The organism is Nevskia soli DSM 19509, assembly GCF_000711955.1.
Taxonomy (GTDB): domain Bacteria; phylum Pseudomonadota; class Gammaproteobacteria; order Nevskiales; family Nevskiaceae; genus Nevskia; species Nevskia soli.
This window is the reverse complement of the sequence record NZ_JONR01000032.1, coordinates 1-16,310: the sequence shown is the minus strand read 5'-3', so window position 1 is coordinate 16,310 and position 16,310 is coordinate 1. Positions and strand designations below refer to the sequence as shown.

General features: G+C 64.9%; 14 protein-coding genes. 3 read left to right on the top strand and 11 right to left on the bottom strand.

Going from position 1 to position 16,310, the window contains the following annotated elements; translation table 11 throughout:
• Nucleotides 1-3: 3 nt before the first annotated feature.
• A complete protein-coding gene (locus BP26_RS0116475; RefSeq protein WP_029921669.1) occupies nt 4-783 on the top strand; it encodes a fumarylacetoacetate hydrolase family protein in 780 nt (259 codons plus the stop codon).
• Nucleotides 784-841: 58 nt separating this feature from the next.
• Here BP26_RS0116475 and BP26_RS0116470 read toward each other — a convergent pair whose 3' ends face one another.
• From BP26_RS0116470 to gcl, 7 genes are all read right to left on the bottom strand, one after another.
• Nucleotides 842-1,819, bottom strand: a complete 978-nt coding sequence (locus tag BP26_RS0116470; RefSeq protein WP_029921668.1) for an NAD(P)H-quinone oxidoreductase — start codon at nt 1,817-1,819, stop codon at nt 842-844.
• A 33-nt stretch (nt 1,820-1,852) separates the two neighbouring features.
• Nucleotides 1,853-2,224: a cyclophilin-like fold protein gene (locus tag BP26_RS0116465; protein WP_029921667.1), complete on the bottom strand. Its 372-nt coding sequence runs from the start codon at nt 2,222-2,224 to the stop codon at nt 1,853-1,855.
• Nucleotides 2,225-2,265: 41 nt separating this feature from the next.
• Nucleotides 2,266-3,678 (bottom strand): pyruvate kinase, encoded by a 1,413-nt coding sequence (gene pyk / locus BP26_RS0116460; protein ID WP_029921666.1) that lies wholly within the window; start codon nt 3,676-3,678, stop codon nt 2,266-2,268.
• Nucleotides 3,662-4,966: a glycerate kinase type-2 family protein gene (locus tag BP26_RS0116455; protein WP_036517170.1), complete on the bottom strand. Its 1,305-nt coding sequence runs from the start codon at nt 4,964-4,966 to the stop codon at nt 3,662-3,664. The genes pyk and BP26_RS0116455 overlap by 17 nt, the downstream gene beginning before the upstream one ends.
• Nucleotides 4,967-5,079: 113 nt before the next feature.
• Nucleotides 5,080-5,979: a 2-hydroxy-3-oxopropionate reductase gene (gene glxR / locus BP26_RS0116450; RefSeq protein WP_281172770.1), complete on the bottom strand. Its 900-nt coding sequence runs from the start codon at nt 5,977-5,979 to the stop codon at nt 5,080-5,082.
• Between the two features lie 45 nt (nt 5,980-6,024).
• Entirely contained in the window at nt 6,025-6,801 is a 777-nt protein-coding gene (gene hyi, locus BP26_RS0116445) for a hydroxypyruvate isomerase (RefSeq protein WP_029921663.1), read from the bottom strand.
• A 67-nt stretch (nt 6,802-6,868) separates the two neighbouring features.
• A complete protein-coding gene (gene gcl, locus BP26_RS0116440) occupies nt 6,869-8,626 on the bottom strand; it encodes a glyoxylate carboligase (RefSeq protein ID WP_029921662.1) in 1,758 nt (585 codons plus the stop codon).
• A 985-nt stretch (nt 8,627-9,611) separates the two neighbouring features.
• Here gcl and BP26_RS29580 point away from each other — a divergent pair.
• Entirely contained in the window at nt 9,612-9,767 is a 156-nt protein-coding gene (locus BP26_RS29580) for a hypothetical protein (RefSeq protein ID WP_157572571.1), read from the top strand.
• Between the two features lie 236 nt (nt 9,768-10,003).
• On the opposite strand, the gene frc (BP26_RS0116425) is transcribed toward BP26_RS29580, so the two are convergent.
• The 4 genes from frc (BP26_RS0116425) to oxc all read right to left on the bottom strand — a co-directional run bounded on the left by frc (BP26_RS0116425) (nt 10,004) and on the right by oxc (nt 15,085).
• Nucleotides 10,004-11,251, bottom strand: coding sequence for a formyl-CoA transferase (frc, locus tag BP26_RS0116425; RefSeq protein ID WP_029921661.1), 1,248 nt, complete (start codon nt 11,249-11,251; stop codon nt 10,004-10,006).
• A 230-nt stretch (nt 11,252-11,481) separates the two neighbouring features.
• Nucleotides 11,482-11,931 (bottom strand): PAS domain-containing protein, encoded by a 450-nt coding sequence (locus tag BP26_RS0116420; RefSeq protein WP_029921660.1) that lies wholly within the window; start codon nt 11,929-11,931, stop codon nt 11,482-11,484.
• Nucleotides 11,932-12,013: 82 nt separating this feature from the next.
• A complete protein-coding gene (frc, locus tag BP26_RS0116415; protein WP_029921659.1) occupies nt 12,014-13,267 on the bottom strand; it encodes a formyl-CoA transferase in 1,254 nt (417 codons plus the stop codon).
• A 27-nt stretch (nt 13,268-13,294) separates the two neighbouring features.
• A complete protein-coding gene (oxc, locus tag BP26_RS0116410; RefSeq protein ID WP_036517167.1) occupies nt 13,295-15,085 on the bottom strand; it encodes an oxalyl-CoA decarboxylase in 1,791 nt (596 codons plus the stop codon).
• Between the two features lie 354 nt (nt 15,086-15,439).
• Here oxc and BP26_RS0116405 point away from each other — a divergent pair, with 354 nt between their 5' ends.
• Nucleotides 15,440-15,721, top strand: coding sequence for a hypothetical protein (locus BP26_RS0116405; RefSeq protein ID WP_029921657.1), 282 nt, complete (start codon nt 15,440-15,442; stop codon nt 15,719-15,721).
• Nucleotides 15,722-16,310 lie beyond the last annotated feature (589 nt).

Genomic DNA, 16,310 nt, shown 5'->3' with positions numbered 1-16,310 from the left:
ATCGTGAAACACTGGATACGCTTCAAACACGGCAACGGGGCCATCGGCTTCGGCATCCTCGAGCAGGGCCAGGTCACCGAATACAGCGGCGATCCCTGGGGCACGCCGCTGCCGGCCGGCCCGGCCTTCCCGCTGTCGGATGTATCGCTGCTGAGTCCCTGCGCACCGAGCAAGGTGGTGGCGCTATGGAACAATTTCCGGGCGCTCGGCGCCAAGCTCGGCAAGGCGGCGCCCACGCACCCCCTGTTCCTGATCAAGCCTTCGACCTCGCTGTCGGGCCCCGGCGATCCCATCGTCCGTCCCAAGGATTACGCCGGCAAGATCGCCTACGAGGGCGAACTCGCCATCGTCATCGGCAAGACCTGCCGCAACGTGCCGCTGGAACAGGCCGCCGACTGCATCTTCGGCTATACCTGCATCAACGACGTCACCGCCGGCGAACTGCTCAACGAGGATCCCAACTTCGCGCAGTGGTGCCGCTCCAAGGGCTTCGACACCTTCAGCTGCATCGGCCCGGCGATCGCCACGCAACTGGACTGGAAGCAGGCGCACGTCATCACCCGGCTGGACGGCGTCGAGCGGCAGAACTACCCGCTGTCCGACATGATCTTCAGCCCGGAGCAGCAGGTGAGCATGATTTCGCACGACATGACGCTGCTGCCCGGAGACGTCATCGCCTGCGGCACCTCGATCGGCATCGGCTCGATCAAGGACGGCTCCACGGTGGAAGTGTTCATCGAGGGCATCGGCTCGCTGTCGAACACGCTGGGCGCCGCCGGCTAGAGAGTGGATTGACGCCGCTCCGCCGGGAGCGGCGTTATCCGTCCCCGGGGAACTGACCTCAGGGGATCAATACAACCTTGCCGATGTGGCCGCCGCTCTCCATCAGCGTATGCGCCTTGGCGGCATCCGCCAATGCGAAAGTGGAGTGAATGACCGGCTTGATCTTCCCCGCCTCGATCAGCGGCCACACCTTGCTCTTCAGGTTCTGAGCGATGGCCGCCTTGAACTCCACCGGGCGCGGGCGCAGGGTCGAGCCGGTCACCGTCAGTCGCTTCAGCATCACCGCCGAGAAATCCACCGTGCCCTTGGCGCCACCGAGCAGGGCGATGATCACCAGTCGGCCATCCGGGGCGAGCAGCTTGAGCTCGCGGGCGACATAGTCGCCGGCAACCATGTCAAGGATTACGTCGACGCCCTTGTTGTCGGTGAACTGCCGCGCCGCTTCGACGAAGTCCTCGTTGCGGTAATTGATCGCCTTGTCGGCGCCGAGCTTCTCGCAGGCCGCGCATTTTTCGGCGGAGCCCGCCGTCACCAGCACGCGGTTGCCGAAAGCCTTGGCCATCTGGATCGCCGCCACACCGATACCGGAGCCGCCACCCTGCACCAGCAGGGTTTCACCCGCCGCGAGGCGGCCGCGATCCATGACGTTGGACCACACCGTGAAATAGGTCTCCGGCAGCGAGGCGGCCTGCACCAGGTCCAGCCCTTTCGGCACCGGCAGGCACAGGCCGGCGGGTGTGGCGCAGTATTCGGCATAGCCGCCACCGGTAAGCAGGGCGCAAACCTCGTCGCCGACCTTGAGCGACGTCACGCCTCCGGCCACGGCGGCGATGGTGCCCGCCACTTCCAGGCCGGGCAGGTCTGAAGCGCCCGGCGGCGGCGGATAGCTGCCGCGCCGCTGCACCAGGTCGGGCCCGTTGACGCCGGCGGCGGCGACCCGGATCAGCACCTCGCCCGGACGCAACTCCGGCACGGGGCGTATGGTCGGCTTGAGGCCTTCGGGGCCGCCGGGGACGGCGATTTCCACGGCTCTCATGTTCTTCGGCAAGGTCACGGCAATCTCCGCAATTCAAAGCAGGCTGAGGTGCATGGTAACCCCATCCGCCACCTTGGCCAGTTGGCGTGGGTCGCCTTCCAGCTTGCCGAGAACATTGACCCTGCTGACCAGCCGGCATTCACTGCCGCGCGACGCCGGGGTCGGACCGTAGGGCAAGGCCAACGATGAGCCCTCGACCCAGAAGCAGACCGTGCCGGGATCGACCACCTGGACGGCATCCGCTTCCAGCGTCGCATCCACCGGCAGGCTGAAGTAGACCTCTTCGCCCCAGGTTTGCGCCCGGGAGCTGCAGGGCAACGCGGCGACCAGCTTGCGCGCGGTCGGCGTATCCGCCAGTACCGCGGTCAGTTCACCCTTGGGCCAGGAAATCCTGATGCGTTGCATGAGCTGCCTCCGGATTCGCCGACGCCGCCGGCCGCTGCGGCTCAGATCTGCGCGATGCGCAGCAGGTTGGTGGTGCCAGCCGTAGCGAAGGGCATGCCGGCGACGATGACGATGATGTCCTTGCTCTTGGCGAAACCTTCGCTCAGTGCCGTCTGGGTGGCGTACTCCACCATCTCCGGCACGTCGGCCACTTCATGGGTATGCACCGAGTGCACACCCCACACGAACGCCAGCCGCCGCGCCGTGCCGATCGCCGGCGTCATGCTCAGGATCGGCGCCTCGGGACGTTCGCGCGCGGCGCGCAGGCTGGTATGGCCGGAACTGGTGTAGGTCACGATCGCCGCCGGATGCATCAGGCTGGTCACATGGCGCATGGCATTGCAGATGGCATCGGCCTGGGTGGGCCGGGGCGGCGTGTGCGAGGTATCGATCAGCTGGCGGTAGGTCGGGTCCCGCTCCACCTGCTGGATGATGCGATTCATCATCTGCACCGCTTCCACCGGAAATTTGCCGCTGGCGGATTCGGCGGAGAGCATGACGGAATCGGCACCGTCGTAGATGGCGGTGGCCACGTCCGAGGCCTCGGCCCGCGTCGGTACCGGCGAGCCCACCATCGACTCCAGCATCTGGGTGGCGACGATCACCGGCTTGCCGGCGGCGCGGCAGCTGCGGATGGTGCGCTTCTGGATCGCCGGCACCTGTTCGGCCGGCAGTTCCACGCCGAGGTCGCCGCGCGCCACCATGATCGCGTCCGACCTGGCAATGATTTCGTCCAGCCGCTGCACCGCGGCGGGCTTTTCCAGCTTGACCATGATCTGCGCGCGGCCCCGGGTCAGTTCGCGCGCCTCGTCGATGTCCTCGGGGCGCTGCACGAAGGACAGCGCCAGCCAGTCCACACCCAGCTCCAGGCCGAACTCGAGGTCGCGGCGATCCTTCTCGGTCAATGCCGACAGCGGCAGCACCACGTGCGGCACGTTGACGCCCTTGCGCTCCGACAATTGGCCACCGACCGCCACCTCGGTCTGCGCGAAGTCGCTGCCGCAGCGCGTGACATGCAGCCGGATCTTGCCGTCGTCGAGCAGCAGATCGGTGCCCGGCCTGAGCGCGGCGAAGATTTCCGGATGCGGCAGGCTGACGCGGTTGCCGTCGCCGGGCGTGCGGTCCAGGTCGAGACGGAAGTGCGCACCGGTGGCCAGCATCACCGGCCCGTTGGCGAAGGTGCCGACGCGCAGCTTCGGCCCCTGCAGGTCCATCAGCACGCCGATGGGACGGCCGACGCTGCGCTCCACCTCGCGAATCATGGTCAGCCGCTCCTGGTGCTGCTCATGGTTGCCGTGACTGAAATTGAGACGGAACATGTCCACGCCCGCGTCGAACAGCGCGCGGATGATGGGCACCGTGGCGCTGGCCGGCCCGAGCGTGGCGACGATCTTGGCGTTACGTTGTCGGCGCATCTTTGTGTGTCGGCCCCGGGGCCGCCTCCGCAGTGATCAGGATTGCTCGGAAATCGTTGACATTGGTCAGCGTCGGTCCCGTCACCACCGAGTCGTCCAACGCCGTGAAGAAACCGTGGCCATCGTTGTCGGCCAGGCTGTCCTTGGGATTGATGCCCTGCGCCAGGGCGCGCGCCAGGGTGTCCGGCGCCAGCAGCGCGCCGGCGCGCTCCTCGGCGCCGTCGACGCCGTCGGTGTCGCCGGCGATGGCCCAGATGCCGGGATGGCCATCGAGCGCGATGCCCAGCGCCAGCAGGAACTCGACATTGCGGCCGCCGCGGCCGTTGCCGCGCACCGTCACCGTGGTCTCGCCGCCGGACAGCAGCACGCAGGGCACCGCGTGCGGATGGCCATGCTGCGCCACCGAGCGGGCGATGCCGGCCATCACCTTGCCGACGTCGCGCGCTTCGCCTTCCAGGCTGTCGCCGAGCAGCAGCGCAGGCACGCCTGCAGCATGCGCCACGGCGGCGGCGGCTTCGAGCGCCATCTGCGGCGTGGCGATCAGGCGCGTGGTAGCGCGCGACAGCCGCGCATCGCCGGGCTTGATGCTCTCACCCTGCCCGCTTTCGAGAATCTTCAGCACCGCCGCCGGCACCTCGATGCCGTAGCGCCGGATGATTTCCAGGGCGTCGGCGCAAGTGGTAGGGTCGGCCGTGGTCGGCCCCGAGGCGATGTCGATGGGATTGTCCCCGGGCACATCCGAAATTAGCAAGGTCAGCACCTGCGCCGGATGGCAGGCCGCGGCCAGCCGCCCGCCCTTGATGGCGGACAGGTGGCGCCGCACGCAATTCATCTCGCTGATGCTGGCGCCCGACTTGAGCAGGGCGCGGCTGACCGACTGCTTGTCCTCCAGCGTCAGGCCGGGCAGCGGCAAGGGCAGCAGCGAGGAGCCGCCGCCGGAAATCAGGCACAGCACCAGGTCGTCCGGCGACAGGCCCCGCACCAGCTCCAGCATGCGCCGCGCGGCGGTCTCGCCGGCCGCGTCCGGCACCGGGTGGGCCGACTCGACGATTTCGATGTGCTCGCAGGGCACGGCGTAGCCGTAGCGGGTCACCACCAGTCCGGACAACTTGCCCGGCCAGTTCTTCTCCACCGCCCGCGCCATCGCCGCCGAGGCCTTGCCGGCGCCGATGACGATCAGGCGGCCCTTCGGCGGCGCCGGCAGGTGCTGCGGGATGCACTTGTCCGGCATCGCCGCGGCGATGGCGGCGTCGAATAGCTGTCGCAGCAGGTCATGCGGTGCTGGCATGTCGGTCCCGTGAAGAATGGAACAGGCGGCGCGCGACGCTCAGGTCATCGCAACGCCGGCTGGTTTCCGGAAGCGGCCGGGTTGCGATGATCTTCACATTCCCGGCCTTCAGCCTACCCTTTTTTCGAGCCGATCTCGTGGTTGGCCATCATCTCCAGCGCGCGCACCATGCCGGAGTGATCCCACTTGGAGCCGCCATGCGCGGCGCAGGAGTTGAACAGTTCCTGGCAGGTCGCGGTATTGGGCAGCGAGACACCCAGCGCCTTGGCGCCCTGCAGCGCGAGGTTGAGGTCCTTCTGGTGCAGTTCGATGCGGAAGCCCGGCTCGAAGGTGCGCTTGACCATGCGGTCACCATGGACTTCCAGAATGCGCGAGGCGGCGAAGCCGCCCATCAGCGCCTGGCGCACCTTGCCCGGATCGGCGCCGGCCTTGGAGGCGAACAGCAGGGCCTCGCCGACGGCTTCGATGGTCAGGGCGACGATGATCTGGTTGGCCACCTTGCAGGTCTGGCCGTCGCCGTTGCCGCCGACCAGGGTGATGTTCTTGCCCATCAGGTCGAACAGCGGCTTGACCCTGGCGAAGGCTTCCTCGGGACCGCCGACCATGATGGTCAGCGAGGCGGCCTTGGCGCCGACTTCGCCGCCGGAAACCGGCGCGTCGAGGTACTGGCAACCGAGCTGGCCGATCCGCTCGGCGAACTTCTTGGTCTCGATCGGCGAGATCGAGCTCATGTCGACCACGATCTTGCCCGGCTTCAGGCCTTCCGCCACGCCGCCCTTGCCGAACAGTGCCGCTTCGACGTGGGGGGTATCCGGCACCATGGTGACGATGATTTCCGCCTGCTCCGTGACCTGCTTGCCGGAGGCGCAGGCGACGGCGCCCTTTTCCAGCAGGTCCTTGGGAATCGGGTTCAGGTCGTAGACGTAGAGTTCGTGGCCGCCCGCACGCAGATGGCCTGCCATGGGCGCGCCCATGATTCCCAATCCGATGAAGCCAACTTTAGCCATCTTCATATCTCCTTGTGTGCACCGGGTGCTGCGTCGTCACTGGCGGACGCTTCAGAGGCTGGACTTGAGCCAGCCCAGGCCGTCGGTGGTGGTGGTCCTGGGCTTGTATTCGCAACCGATCCAGCCGTCGTAGCCGAGCTGGTCGATGAACTTGAACAGAAACGCGTAGTTGATCTCGCCGGTGCCGGGCTCATTGCGGCCGGGGTTGTCGGCGAGCTGCAGGTGCGCGATCTGAGGCAGGTGCGCCTTGATGCTGTTGGCGAGCTCCCCCTCCATGCGCTGCATGTGGTAGATGTCGTATTGCAGGTACAGGTTGTCGGAACCGACTTCGGCGATGAAATCCAGCGCCTGCGCGGTACGATTGAGGTAGAAGCCGGGAATGTCGAAGGTGTTGACCGGTTCGATCAGCAGCTTGATACCCGCTTCCTTGAGGGCCTGGGCCGCGAACTTGAGATTGGCCAGCACCGTGGCGCGCACCTTGTCCGCGGATACGCCCTGGGGCGCGATGCCCACCAGGCAATTGAGCTGCTTGCAGCCGAGCGTGCGGGCATAGCCGATGGCCTTGCCGACGCCATCCTGGAACTCACCCACGCGCTCCGGCTGGCAGGCGATGCCGCGCTCGCCCTTGGCCCAGTCGCCGGCCGGCAGGTTGTGCAGCACCTGGCTCAGTTTGTGCTGCTGCAGCAGGCCGGCCAGCTGCTCGGCGGGATAGGCGTACGGGAACAGGTACTCCACGCCCTTGAAGCCGGCTTTCGCCGCCGCCTCGAAGCGCTCGGGAAAGTCGATCTCGTTGAACAGCATGGTCAGGTTCGCGGCGAACTTGGGCATTCCTATTCCTCCTGGCGTGTGTCAGCCGCGGCCGGCGACGAAGCCGGCCGTCGCGGCGCTTGTGGCCTTATGCATGGACCGTCGATTCGACATCGAGGATTTCCTCGAATTCGGTGACGGCATTGATCTCGGTGCCCATGGCGATATTGGTGACGCGCTCGAGGATGATCTCCACCACCACCGGCACGGCGAACTCCTTCAGCCACAGTTGCGCCTGCTTCAGTGCCGGCAGGATATCGTCGGGTTGGGTCACCCGGATGGCCTTGCAGCCCAGGCCTTCGACCACCGCCACGTGATCGACGCCGTAGCCGTTGAGTTCGGGCGCGTTGATGTTGTCGAAGGACAGCTGCACGCAGTAGTCCATCTTGAAATTGCGCTGCGCCTGGCGGATCAGCCCCAGGTAGGAGTTGTTCACCAGCACGTGGATGTAGGGAATCTTGAACTGCGCGCCGACCGCCAGCTCCTCGATCATGAAATGGAAATCGAAGTCGCCGGACAGCGCCACCACCTTGCGCGAGGGATCGGCCACGCACACGCCCAGCGCGGCGGGAATGGTCCAGCCCAGCGGGCCGGCCTGGCCGCAGTTGATCCAGTGGCGCGGCTTGTTGACGCGCAGGAACTGGGCGCCGGCGATCTGCGACAGGCCGATGGTGCTGACGTAGCACACGTCCTTGCCGAAGGCCTTGTTCATTTCCTCGTAGACGCGCTGCGGCTTGATCGGCACGTTGTCGTAGTGGGTCTTGCGCAGCATGGTGCGCTTGCGCTCCTGGCAGTCGGCGGCCCAGTCGCTCCAGTCCGGCAACTGGCCGGCCTGCTTGCGCTCGCGCGCCACTTCCACGAACAGCTCCAGCGCCGCCCTGGCGTCGGAAACGATGCCGAGGTCGGGGCAGAACACGCGCCCGATCTGGGTGGGCTCGATGTCCACATGCACGAACTTGCGGCCCTGGGTGTAGACCTCGACCGAACCGGTGTGGCGGTTGGCCCAGCGGTTGCCGATGCCGAGCACGAAGTCGGCGGCCAGCATGCTGGCGTTGCCGTAGCGGTGCTGGGTCTGCAAACCAACCATGCCGGCCATCAGCGGATGCTCATCCGGAATGGTGCCCCAGCCCATCAGGGTCGGAATCACCGGTACGCCGGTGAGCTCGGCGAACTCCACCAGCAGATCCGAGGCGTCGGCATTGATGATGCCGCCGCCGGCCACGATCAACGGGTGTTCGGCGGCGAACAGCATGTCCAGCGCCTTGTCGATCTGCTTGCGGTTCGCCGTCGGCTTGTACAGCGGCAGCGGCTGGTAGGTGTCCGGATCGAATTCGATCTCAGCCATCTGCACGTCAAACGGCAGATCGATCAGCACCGGGCCGGGACGGCCCGAGCGCATCAGGTGGAAGGCCTGCTGGAAAGCGCGCGGCACCAGCGCCGGCTCGCGCACGGTGACCGACCACTTGGTCACCGGCTTGGAGATCGATTCGATGTCGACCGCCTGGAAGTCTTCCTTGTACAGCCGCGCGCGCGGCGCCTGGCCGGTGATGCAGAGAATGGGAATGGAGTCGGCCTGCGCCGAATACAGGCCGGTGATCATGTCGGTGCCGGCCGGGCCCGAGGTGCCGATGCAGACGCCGATGTTGCCGGCCTTGCTGCGGGTGTAACCTTCGGCCAGGTGCGATGCGCCTTCCATGTGGCGCGCCAGGACATGGGCGATGCTGCCGCGGCGCTGCATCGCGGCGTAGAGCGGATTGATCGCCGCACCGGGTATGCCGAAGGCGTGCTCCACGCCTTCGATTTCCATCACGCGGACCGCCGCGTCGGCCGCCGTCATCTTGGCCATGCGAAAACTCTCCTTAAAGGGACTACCGATGCAGCCGCGCGCAAGCGCGCGATGGGACGCGGGCACAGGGAACCGAAGCGCACATCCGCACCGCGCCGGAAACGACGCCGGCCTTTTTGCGGAGATGATTCAAGTTCCGGTCCAAAATCCCGCTCCTGCCAATCCGTTCGTGAATCCATTCATGAAGTGATTCTTGAATGGTCGTTTTTCTGGTCGTCCGGTACGAGCCGGAACGATGGCGGGATTGTGCGAAAACCCGCTCGTGGAGCGCCTTGACGGCGGTCAAGATTCGAAAATTAAAAGCCGCGGCACCGTTGCGGACGCGAGATCCACGACGGCATTTCCCAGGAGAACAGGGTGATTCGCGGCATGGATGCAAGGCCCGGAGTGTGTCGATCCACCAACACGCGATGGATGCAGTGGAGCGCCAGCGACACACTCCGCATCGCGATCATGATGGAATCGGAAGAGACGCATGCCGGCCCGCGATGCGACGCCCGAATCGCCGCATTTTTTTGCGGCGCCATCATGCGGACATCATGAATCCGGAAATTCGCATCGGCGGTGTGACGCCACCGCAAGCACCGCACAGCTAAAACATGTCCGCTCGTCGAGCCGCGAAATCTGCCGCGTATTATTTTCGATTCCGGAGAGAATCCCGGATCCGTCAAAAGGCACTGATAGCTCGTTACCGCCGCCTTCCCAGATGGGACCCACTATCGGGCATCGACACAAGACGCGAAGCCAGTTACCCGACCGCTTGAAACAAGGGTCTTGGATGGCTATCCTGCGGCCCCATTTTTTGGTGACAGGGACGATGCGCGATGACGTCCCGGCAACTCAAGTCGCTTTAGTTTTTCTAAGCTATAGCTTGACAATATCTCTGTTGATGCGTTGCAACAATCCGCGTACTCTAACCCTGTAATATTCGAGCAGTTTCCATAGAAAACCTGCTTGAATTCAATTGGTTACTGGAGAGCGCGTAATGAGTGCACGTGAATTGGTGGGTTCCACCGAAGAAGGCCTGAAGACCGGTTTCAAGCAGCAGATCCTGGGCGTCTGGCAGAAGGTGAAGAAGCTGGCCAAGGATATCGAGCGCTCGATGGATCATTACGACGAGACGCATCTGCGCGGTCTGTGATTTTCAACGCTGTTCCGGCATGTGAGCGAAGTAGGCTGGGTTTGCCTGTTTTAGAGCTTGGTCAGCGCGCTTTTCGCTGACCCCGGCTTACCGGCCGAAGCTGCGACACAAGACGTCAGCTTGAGTATTAAAAAAGCGCAGGTTTCGGCCTGCGCTTTTTTGTTGCCCGTTCGCTTTCCGGATTCTCCGCAAGGAAGCGCCGCACCGCCGGCACGCGCCGATCCTGACGCTCGCAGCTAGATAACCTTCCGGGCCCGCATCGCCTCGATCTGCTCGGCCTTGTAACCCAGTTGCTCCAGCACTTCGGTGGTGTGCTCCCCGAGCAGGGGCGAACGCGTCACCTCGGTGGGGCTGTCGGACAGCTTGATCGGGTTGCCCACCGTCAGGTACTTGCCGCGTGTCGGATGGTCGACCTCGACGATGGTGCCGGTCTTGCGCAAAGACGGCTCGTGGGCGATTTCCTTCATCGACAGGATCGGCCCGCAGGGAATATCGAACTTGTTGAGGATGTCCATGGCTTCGAACTTGGTCTTGGTCATGGTCCACTCTTCGATAACGGCGAAGATCTGCTTCAGACGCGGCAGCCGCGCCGGGGGCGTGGCGTAGTCCGGATCGGTGATCCACTCTTCCTTGCCGATCACCTTGCAGATGGCGCCCCAGACCGGCGCCTGGGTGATGAAATAGATGTAATCGTTGGGATCGGTCTCCCAGTTCTTGCACTTGAGGATCCAGCCCGGCTGGCCGCCGCCGGAAGCGTTGCCGGCGCGCGGCACCGCGTCGCCGAAGGTGCCGTCCGGATACTGCGGGTATTCCTTCATCACGCCGGTGCGCTCAAGGCGCTGCTGGTCGCGCAGCTTGACGCGGCACAGGTTCAGCACCGCATCCTGCATCGGCGCCAGCACCTTCTGGCCGCGCCCGGTGTTGTTGCGCTGGTACAGCGCCGCCACGATGCCCAGCGCCAGGTGCAGGCCGGTGCCGCTGTCGCCGATCTGCGCACCCGTCACCATCGGCGGACCGTCGTCGAAGCCGGTGGTGGAAGCCGCGCCGCCGGCGCACTGCGCCACGTTTTCATAGACCTTGCAGTCCTCGTACGGACCGGGACCGAAGCCCTTGACCGAGGCGACGATCATGCGCGGGTTGAGCTCGTTGATGCGGGCCCAGGAGAAGCCCATGCGGTCCAGCGCGCCGGGAGCGAAGTTCTCGACCAGCACGTCGCACTGGCGGATCAGCGTCTCCAGGACCTGCTTGCCCATCGCGTCCTTGGTGTCGAGCGTGATCGAACGCTTGTTGTGATTCAGCATGGTGAAATACAGGCTGTCCGCGTCCGGCACGTCGCGCAGCTGCGCGCGCGTGGCGTCGCCCTCGCCGGGGCGCTCGACCTTGATCACGTCGGCGCCGAACCAGGCCAGCAACTGGGTACAGGTCGGCCCGGACTGCACGTGGGTGAAGTCCAGGATGCGGACGCCGTCTAATGCCTTGCTCATGCAACCCCTCCTTTGGGGATTTTCTGTTTTACCGCAACCGCGTGGACCAGCCCCAAGAGCTTATCCGTGAATCGCCCGCACCAGGTACCGCGCCAGCTTGTGCCGAGCATACAGGGCCCGGCGCCCTGCAGCCCCAGGGCACGCGAACCCGCCGGCCCGGACTGTGCCGGACCATACACTTCCTTGTGTTGATTTCGAAGCTTTTCCGCCAACCGCCGGGGAAACCCCGTTCAGCCAACCGCCGCCGTAGCCGCGCCCGCCCGGGATTCCAGCTCCGCCAGGCGCTTGCGCAGTTCGCGATCTTCGGCGAAACGCCGGGTCTCGTCCCGTACGATCGCGACGATCCCGCTCACCTTGCCGTCCGCCGTATGCAGCATCGACACCGTGAAAGCGATCGACAGCGTGCGCCCATCCTTGTGCAGCGCCGGTACGCGCAGCAGGTCGGCGCCGTACTTGGTGATGCCCGTCGCCATCGTCTTGTGGTAGCCGTCCCAATGACGCTGCCGCTGACGCTGGGGAATGATCATGTCCAGCGATTGCCCGAGCATGTCCGCCGCGGTGAAGCCGAAGATACGCTCGGCCGAGCCGTTCCAGAAGGTGATGGCGCCTTGCGCGTCGCAGACCATGATGGCGTCGGCGGCGCTTTCGACGAGTTGCTTCAGTTCGGTATCGGAAAGCATGGGATTCTCCTTGGCGCAGACGAGCCCCGGCGGACTCCATTCACCAGAACGGAGTCCGCCGGGGGCGGTCAGTCTATCCCGCTCAGACCGCTTCGGCTTTGTGCAGCGCGGCAATCTGCTCCTTGCCGTAGCCCAGTTCCGCCAGGACTTCATCGGTGTGCTCGCCCAGCAGCGGCGAACCGGTGATCTCAGGCTTGAGGTCGGAGAACTTGATCGGGCTACCCACGGTGAGATAGGTCCCGCGCTCCTTGTGCGGCACTTCGGCGATGGTGCCGCTGGCGCGCAGCGAGGGATCGGCGGCCAGTTCCTTCATCGACAGCACCGGCGAGCAGGGGATGTCGAACTTGCGCAGGATGTCGACCGCTTCGAACTTGGTCTTGTCCGCCAGCCAGGCTTCGATGGTGGCGAAGATATCCATGATGTGCGGCTGGCGCGCCTTCGGCGTGCTGTAGTTCGGATCCTTGATCCACTCCGGCCGGCCCAGCGCCTCGCAGATCGGCGCCCAGGCGTGGCCCTGGATGGTGAAGTAGATATAGGCGTTCGGATCGGTCTCCCAACCCTTGCACTTGAGCACCCAGCCCGGCTGGCCGCCGCCGCCGGCATTGCCGCCGCGCGGGACGACATCGCTGAAAGTGCCATGCGGGTACTGGGGATACTCCTCGAGGTAGCCAAGGCGATCCAGGCGCTGCTGGTCGCGCAGCTTGACACGGCACAGGTTGAGCACGCTGTCCTGCATCGACACCGCCACCTTCTGGCCGCGGCCGGTCTGCTGGCGGCCGATGATGGCGGTGAGGATGCCGATGGCCAGGTGCATGCCGGTGTTGCTGTCGCCGAGGGCCGCAGCGCTCACCGTGGGCGGGCCATCCCACCAGCCGGTGGTCGAGGCCGCGCCGCCGGCGCACTGCGCCACGTTCTCGTAGACCTTGAGGTCGTCGTAGTGGTGTCCGTCGCTGAAGCCCTTGACCGAGGCCACGATCATCTTCGGGTTCAGCTCGTTGATGCGCTTCCAGGAGAAGCCCATGCGGTCGAGCGCGCCGGGGCCGAAATTCTCCACCAGCACGTCGGATTCACGGATCAGCTTCTCCAGGACTTCCTTGCCTTCCGGCTTCTTGGTATCCAGGGTCAACGAACGCTTGTTGCTGTTGAGCATGGTGAAGTACAGCGCATCGACATCGGGGATGTCGCGCAGCTGGGAGCGGGTCACGTCGCCCGAACCGGGACGCTCGACCTTGATCACGTCGGCGCCGAACCAGGCCAGCATCTGCGTGCAGGCGGGGCCGGCCTGCACATGGGTGAAGTCGATGATCTTGATGCCTGCAAGTGGCTTGTTGCTCATGGGAAGTTCCTCGATTGACTGAGACTGTTATTTCTTCGCCGCGCTCTGCGGATTCAGATTGGTCAGGCGGCCGCTCTCGGTGCCCGCCGCTTCATCGATGACGGCATTGATCAGGCTCGGCTTGCCCGAGGCGATGGATTCGAGCAGCGCCTTGGTCAGTTCTTCCGGCGTGGTGGCGTTGTAGCCGATGCCGCCGAAGGCCTCGATCATCTTGTCGTAGCGCGCGCCCTTCACGAACACGGTGGGCGCGACGTCCTTGCCGCCGCTGAGGTTCACGTCGGTGCCGCGGTAGACGCCGTTGTTGTTGAAGACGATGGTGCAGACCGGGAGCTCATAGCGGCAGATGGTTTCCAGCTCCATGCCGCTGAAGCCGAAGGCGCTGTCTCCTTCGATGGCGACGACCGGCTTGCCGCTGACCACGGCGGCGCCGATGGCGTAGCCCATGCCGATGCCCATGATGCCCCAGGTGCCGGAGTCGAAGCGCTTGCGCGGCTCGTACATGTCGACGATGCTGCGGCAGTAGTCGAGCGTATTGGCGCCTTCGTTGACGACGTTGATGTCCGGACGCGTCTTCAGCACATCGCGGATCGCGCGGAGCGCGCTGTGGAAGTTCATCGGCGACGGATTCTGCGCCAGCGTTACCGCCATCTTCTTCAGGTTCTTGTCCTTGCGCTCGGCGATGGCGCCGGTCCATTCGGCGCTCGGCTTGGGGAAGCCGGAGCCGATGCCCGCCAGCAGGGCGGAGACGGAAGAGCCGATGTCGCCGATGACGGGCGCGGCGATGGCCACGTTGCTGTCGATTTCGGTCGGCGCGATGTCGAGCTGGATGAACTGCTTGGGACCACCCCAGGTCTTGCCCTTGCCGTGCGACAGCAGCCAGTTCAGGCGGGCGCCGATCAGCATCACCACGTCGGCCTCGGCCAGCACGAAGGAACGGGCGGCACCGGCCGACTGCTCATGGGTGTCCGGCAGCAGGCCCTTGGCCATCGACATCGGCAGATAGGGAATTCCGGTCTTTTCGACCAGGGCGCGGATCTCGGCATCGGCCTGGGCATAGGCGGCGCCCTTGCCGAGCAGGATCAAGGGACGCTTGGCGCTCTTCAGCAGATCCAGCGCACGCCGCACCGAATCCGCAGCGGGAATCTGGCGCGGCACCGCATCGACCACCTTGACCAGGGACTGCTTGCCACGTGCGGCATCCATGGTCTGGGCCAGGAGCTTCGCCGGCAGATCGAGATAGACGCCGCCCGGGCGGCCGGACACGGCGGCGCGGATCGCGCGCGCCACGCCGATGCCGATGTCCTCGGCATGCAGTACGCGGTAGGCGGCCTTGGCATAGGGCTTGGCCGCATTGAGCTGATCCATCTCCTCGTAATCGCCCTGCTGCAGATCGACGATTTCACGCTCGCTCGACCCGCTGATCAGGATCATCGGGAAGCAGTTGGTGGTGGCGTTGGCCAGGGCAGTCAGGCCGTTGAGGAAGCCCGGGGCGGAAACGGTCATGCAGATGCCGGGCTTCTGCGTCATGTAGCCCGCGATGGCGGCGGCATTGCCGGCGTGCTGCTCATGGCGGAACCCGATGAAGCGCATGCCTTCGCCCTGCGCCAGGCGCGCCAGGTCGGTGATCGGAATGCCGACCAGGCCGAAGATGGTGTTCAGATCATTCAGCTTCAGTGCGTCGATGACCAGGTGAAAGCCATCGGTCAGGGGCGCCGCCGATTCCTGCGGATGCAGGACCGATGTGATGGCGGCTTCGCGGCTTTTCGCCTTGGGCGCGTCGTCGGCCGCGGGTGGCGCCTGTGTGAGGACTGATGCCATGGTTTCTCCTGGTGACTTCTTTCGTCTGTAAAGGTGGACTTGCGCGCCGCACTTGTATTTCGCAGGCCGGCGCCTCGTGGCATCCGCGCTCTGGATTGGGGGGCATCATAGGGAGACTGTTTCACGCACCGCATTGACCACGGTCAACTTTTCCGGCTTCGATGAAACAGACGCACGCGATTGCCAGGAAAACGAGCCCCCAGGAGGGGATCGGCAGCAGAAGATGTGCTGCCCGGGTGCAATGCATGCCCGGGTCGTGGCGATTGCGCACCGGCAATATGCTTGACCGCGATCAATGCAAGCGCGGGCCGCTGTTCCTACAGTGCTGGAACGTGCCGTCGCGGAGCTTCGATCATGCCCTGGAATATCATCGTTGCCGCCTTGCTGGTTCTGGCCGCAGCCTTCGGCGCACTCGGCGCGTCACTCGGCTTGGCGTTGCTGCTCGGGGGCGCGCGCTGGCCCGAAGCGCAGGCAGATGGTCTGCGTTGGTCCGGCGCGGTATCGCGCAAGCCGCAGCACGCCGTCTTGGGAGATCCCACCCGGGAAAGTACTGATCAGGCCGGAATGCTTGCCATCAATCCACAAATCCGGTCCCTGCAAAAAGAGCCGGCGGCACAGGGGATTTCGACATTGTGACAATGTGACAACTAATGTCTAGAATCTTGACCATGGTCAATGCCGCGATGAAAGCGACATCGCCATAATTTTGCCTGGCGTCATGCGTCTGTGCTGGCAGAAGCATGACGGAATCCGATGCGGGGCCCGAAGAGGCTGCCGCAGCTGTATCTATAAAAATTTGAGGAGACCTGAAATGTCGCCATTTCCAAAGCGCCTTCGTGCAGCCCGCGGATTCGTCCGCCATTTGGCGGCCGGGGGTTGCGTGGATGCAGTACTGGCCGGTGACACGATCAAACTCCCACCGCAGGTCCGTCAGGCCGAATATACCGGGGTGTTGCTTAAAGCCCCTTGAAGAGCAGCAAAGGATGGCCGGCCAGCCGCCAGTCGTTCCGATGTTCGTTTGAGTAGTCCTTCAACCACTGGGATGGGAGATACAAGTGAATAGACTGTTTCGTTACAGTGCCTTGGCCGTGTTCATCGGCCTGGGCACCAGCGCCGCCTATGCGGACGATGCCTCCACCACGGGCGGCATCAAGATCAAGTCCAGCGATGGCAATTTCGATGCCAGCCTGGGCGGCCGCATCCACTTCGACGCCCTGCTCAACAT

Excerpts from the sequence above, each read along its gene's own strand:
- gcl (WP_029921662.1), bottom strand. The coding sequence starts at position 8,626 with ATGGCCAAGATGACGGCGGCCGACGCGGCGGTCCGCGTGATGGAAATC.
- BP26_RS0116470 (WP_029921668.1), bottom strand. The coding sequence starts at position 1,819 with ATGAGAGCCGTGGAAATCGCCGTCCCCGGCGGCCCCGAAGGCCTCAAG.
- BP26_RS0116465 (WP_029921667.1), bottom strand. The coding sequence starts at position 2,224 with ATGCAACGCATCAGGATTTCCTGGCCCAAGGGTGAACTGACCGCGGTA.
- BP26_RS29580 (WP_157572571.1), top strand. The coding sequence starts at position 9,612 with ATGAGTGCACGTGAATTGGTGGGTTCCACCGAAGAAGGCCTGAAGACC.
- hyi (WP_029921663.1), bottom strand. The coding sequence starts at position 6,801 with ATGCCCAAGTTCGCCGCGAACCTGACCATGCTGTTCAACGAGATCGAC.
- oxc (WP_036517167.1), bottom strand. The coding sequence starts at position 15,085 with ATGGCATCAGTCCTCACACAGGCGCCACCCGCGGCCGACGACGCGCCC.
- glxR (WP_281172770.1), bottom strand. The coding sequence starts at position 5,979 with ATGAAGATGGCTAAAGTTGGCTTCATCGGATTGGGAATCATGGGCGCG.
- BP26_RS0116420 (WP_029921660.1), bottom strand. The coding sequence starts at position 11,931 with ATGCTTTCCGATACCGAACTGAAGCAACTCGTCGAAAGCGCCGCCGAC.
- pyk (WP_029921666.1), bottom strand. The coding sequence starts at position 3,678 with ATGCGCCGACAACGTAACGCCAAGATCGTCGCCACGCTCGGGCCGGCC.
- frc (WP_029921659.1), bottom strand. The coding sequence starts at position 13,267 with ATGAGCAACAAGCCACTTGCAGGCATCAAGATCATCGACTTCACCCAT.
- BP26_RS0116405 (WP_029921657.1), top strand. The coding sequence starts at position 15,440 with ATGCCCTGGAATATCATCGTTGCCGCCTTGCTGGTTCTGGCCGCAGCC.
- frc (WP_029921661.1), bottom strand. The coding sequence starts at position 11,251 with ATGAGCAAGGCATTAGACGGCGTCCGCATCCTGGACTTCACCCACGTG.
- BP26_RS0116455 (WP_036517170.1), bottom strand. The coding sequence starts at position 4,966 with ATGCCAGCACCGCATGACCTGCTGCGACAGCTATTCGACGCCGCCATC.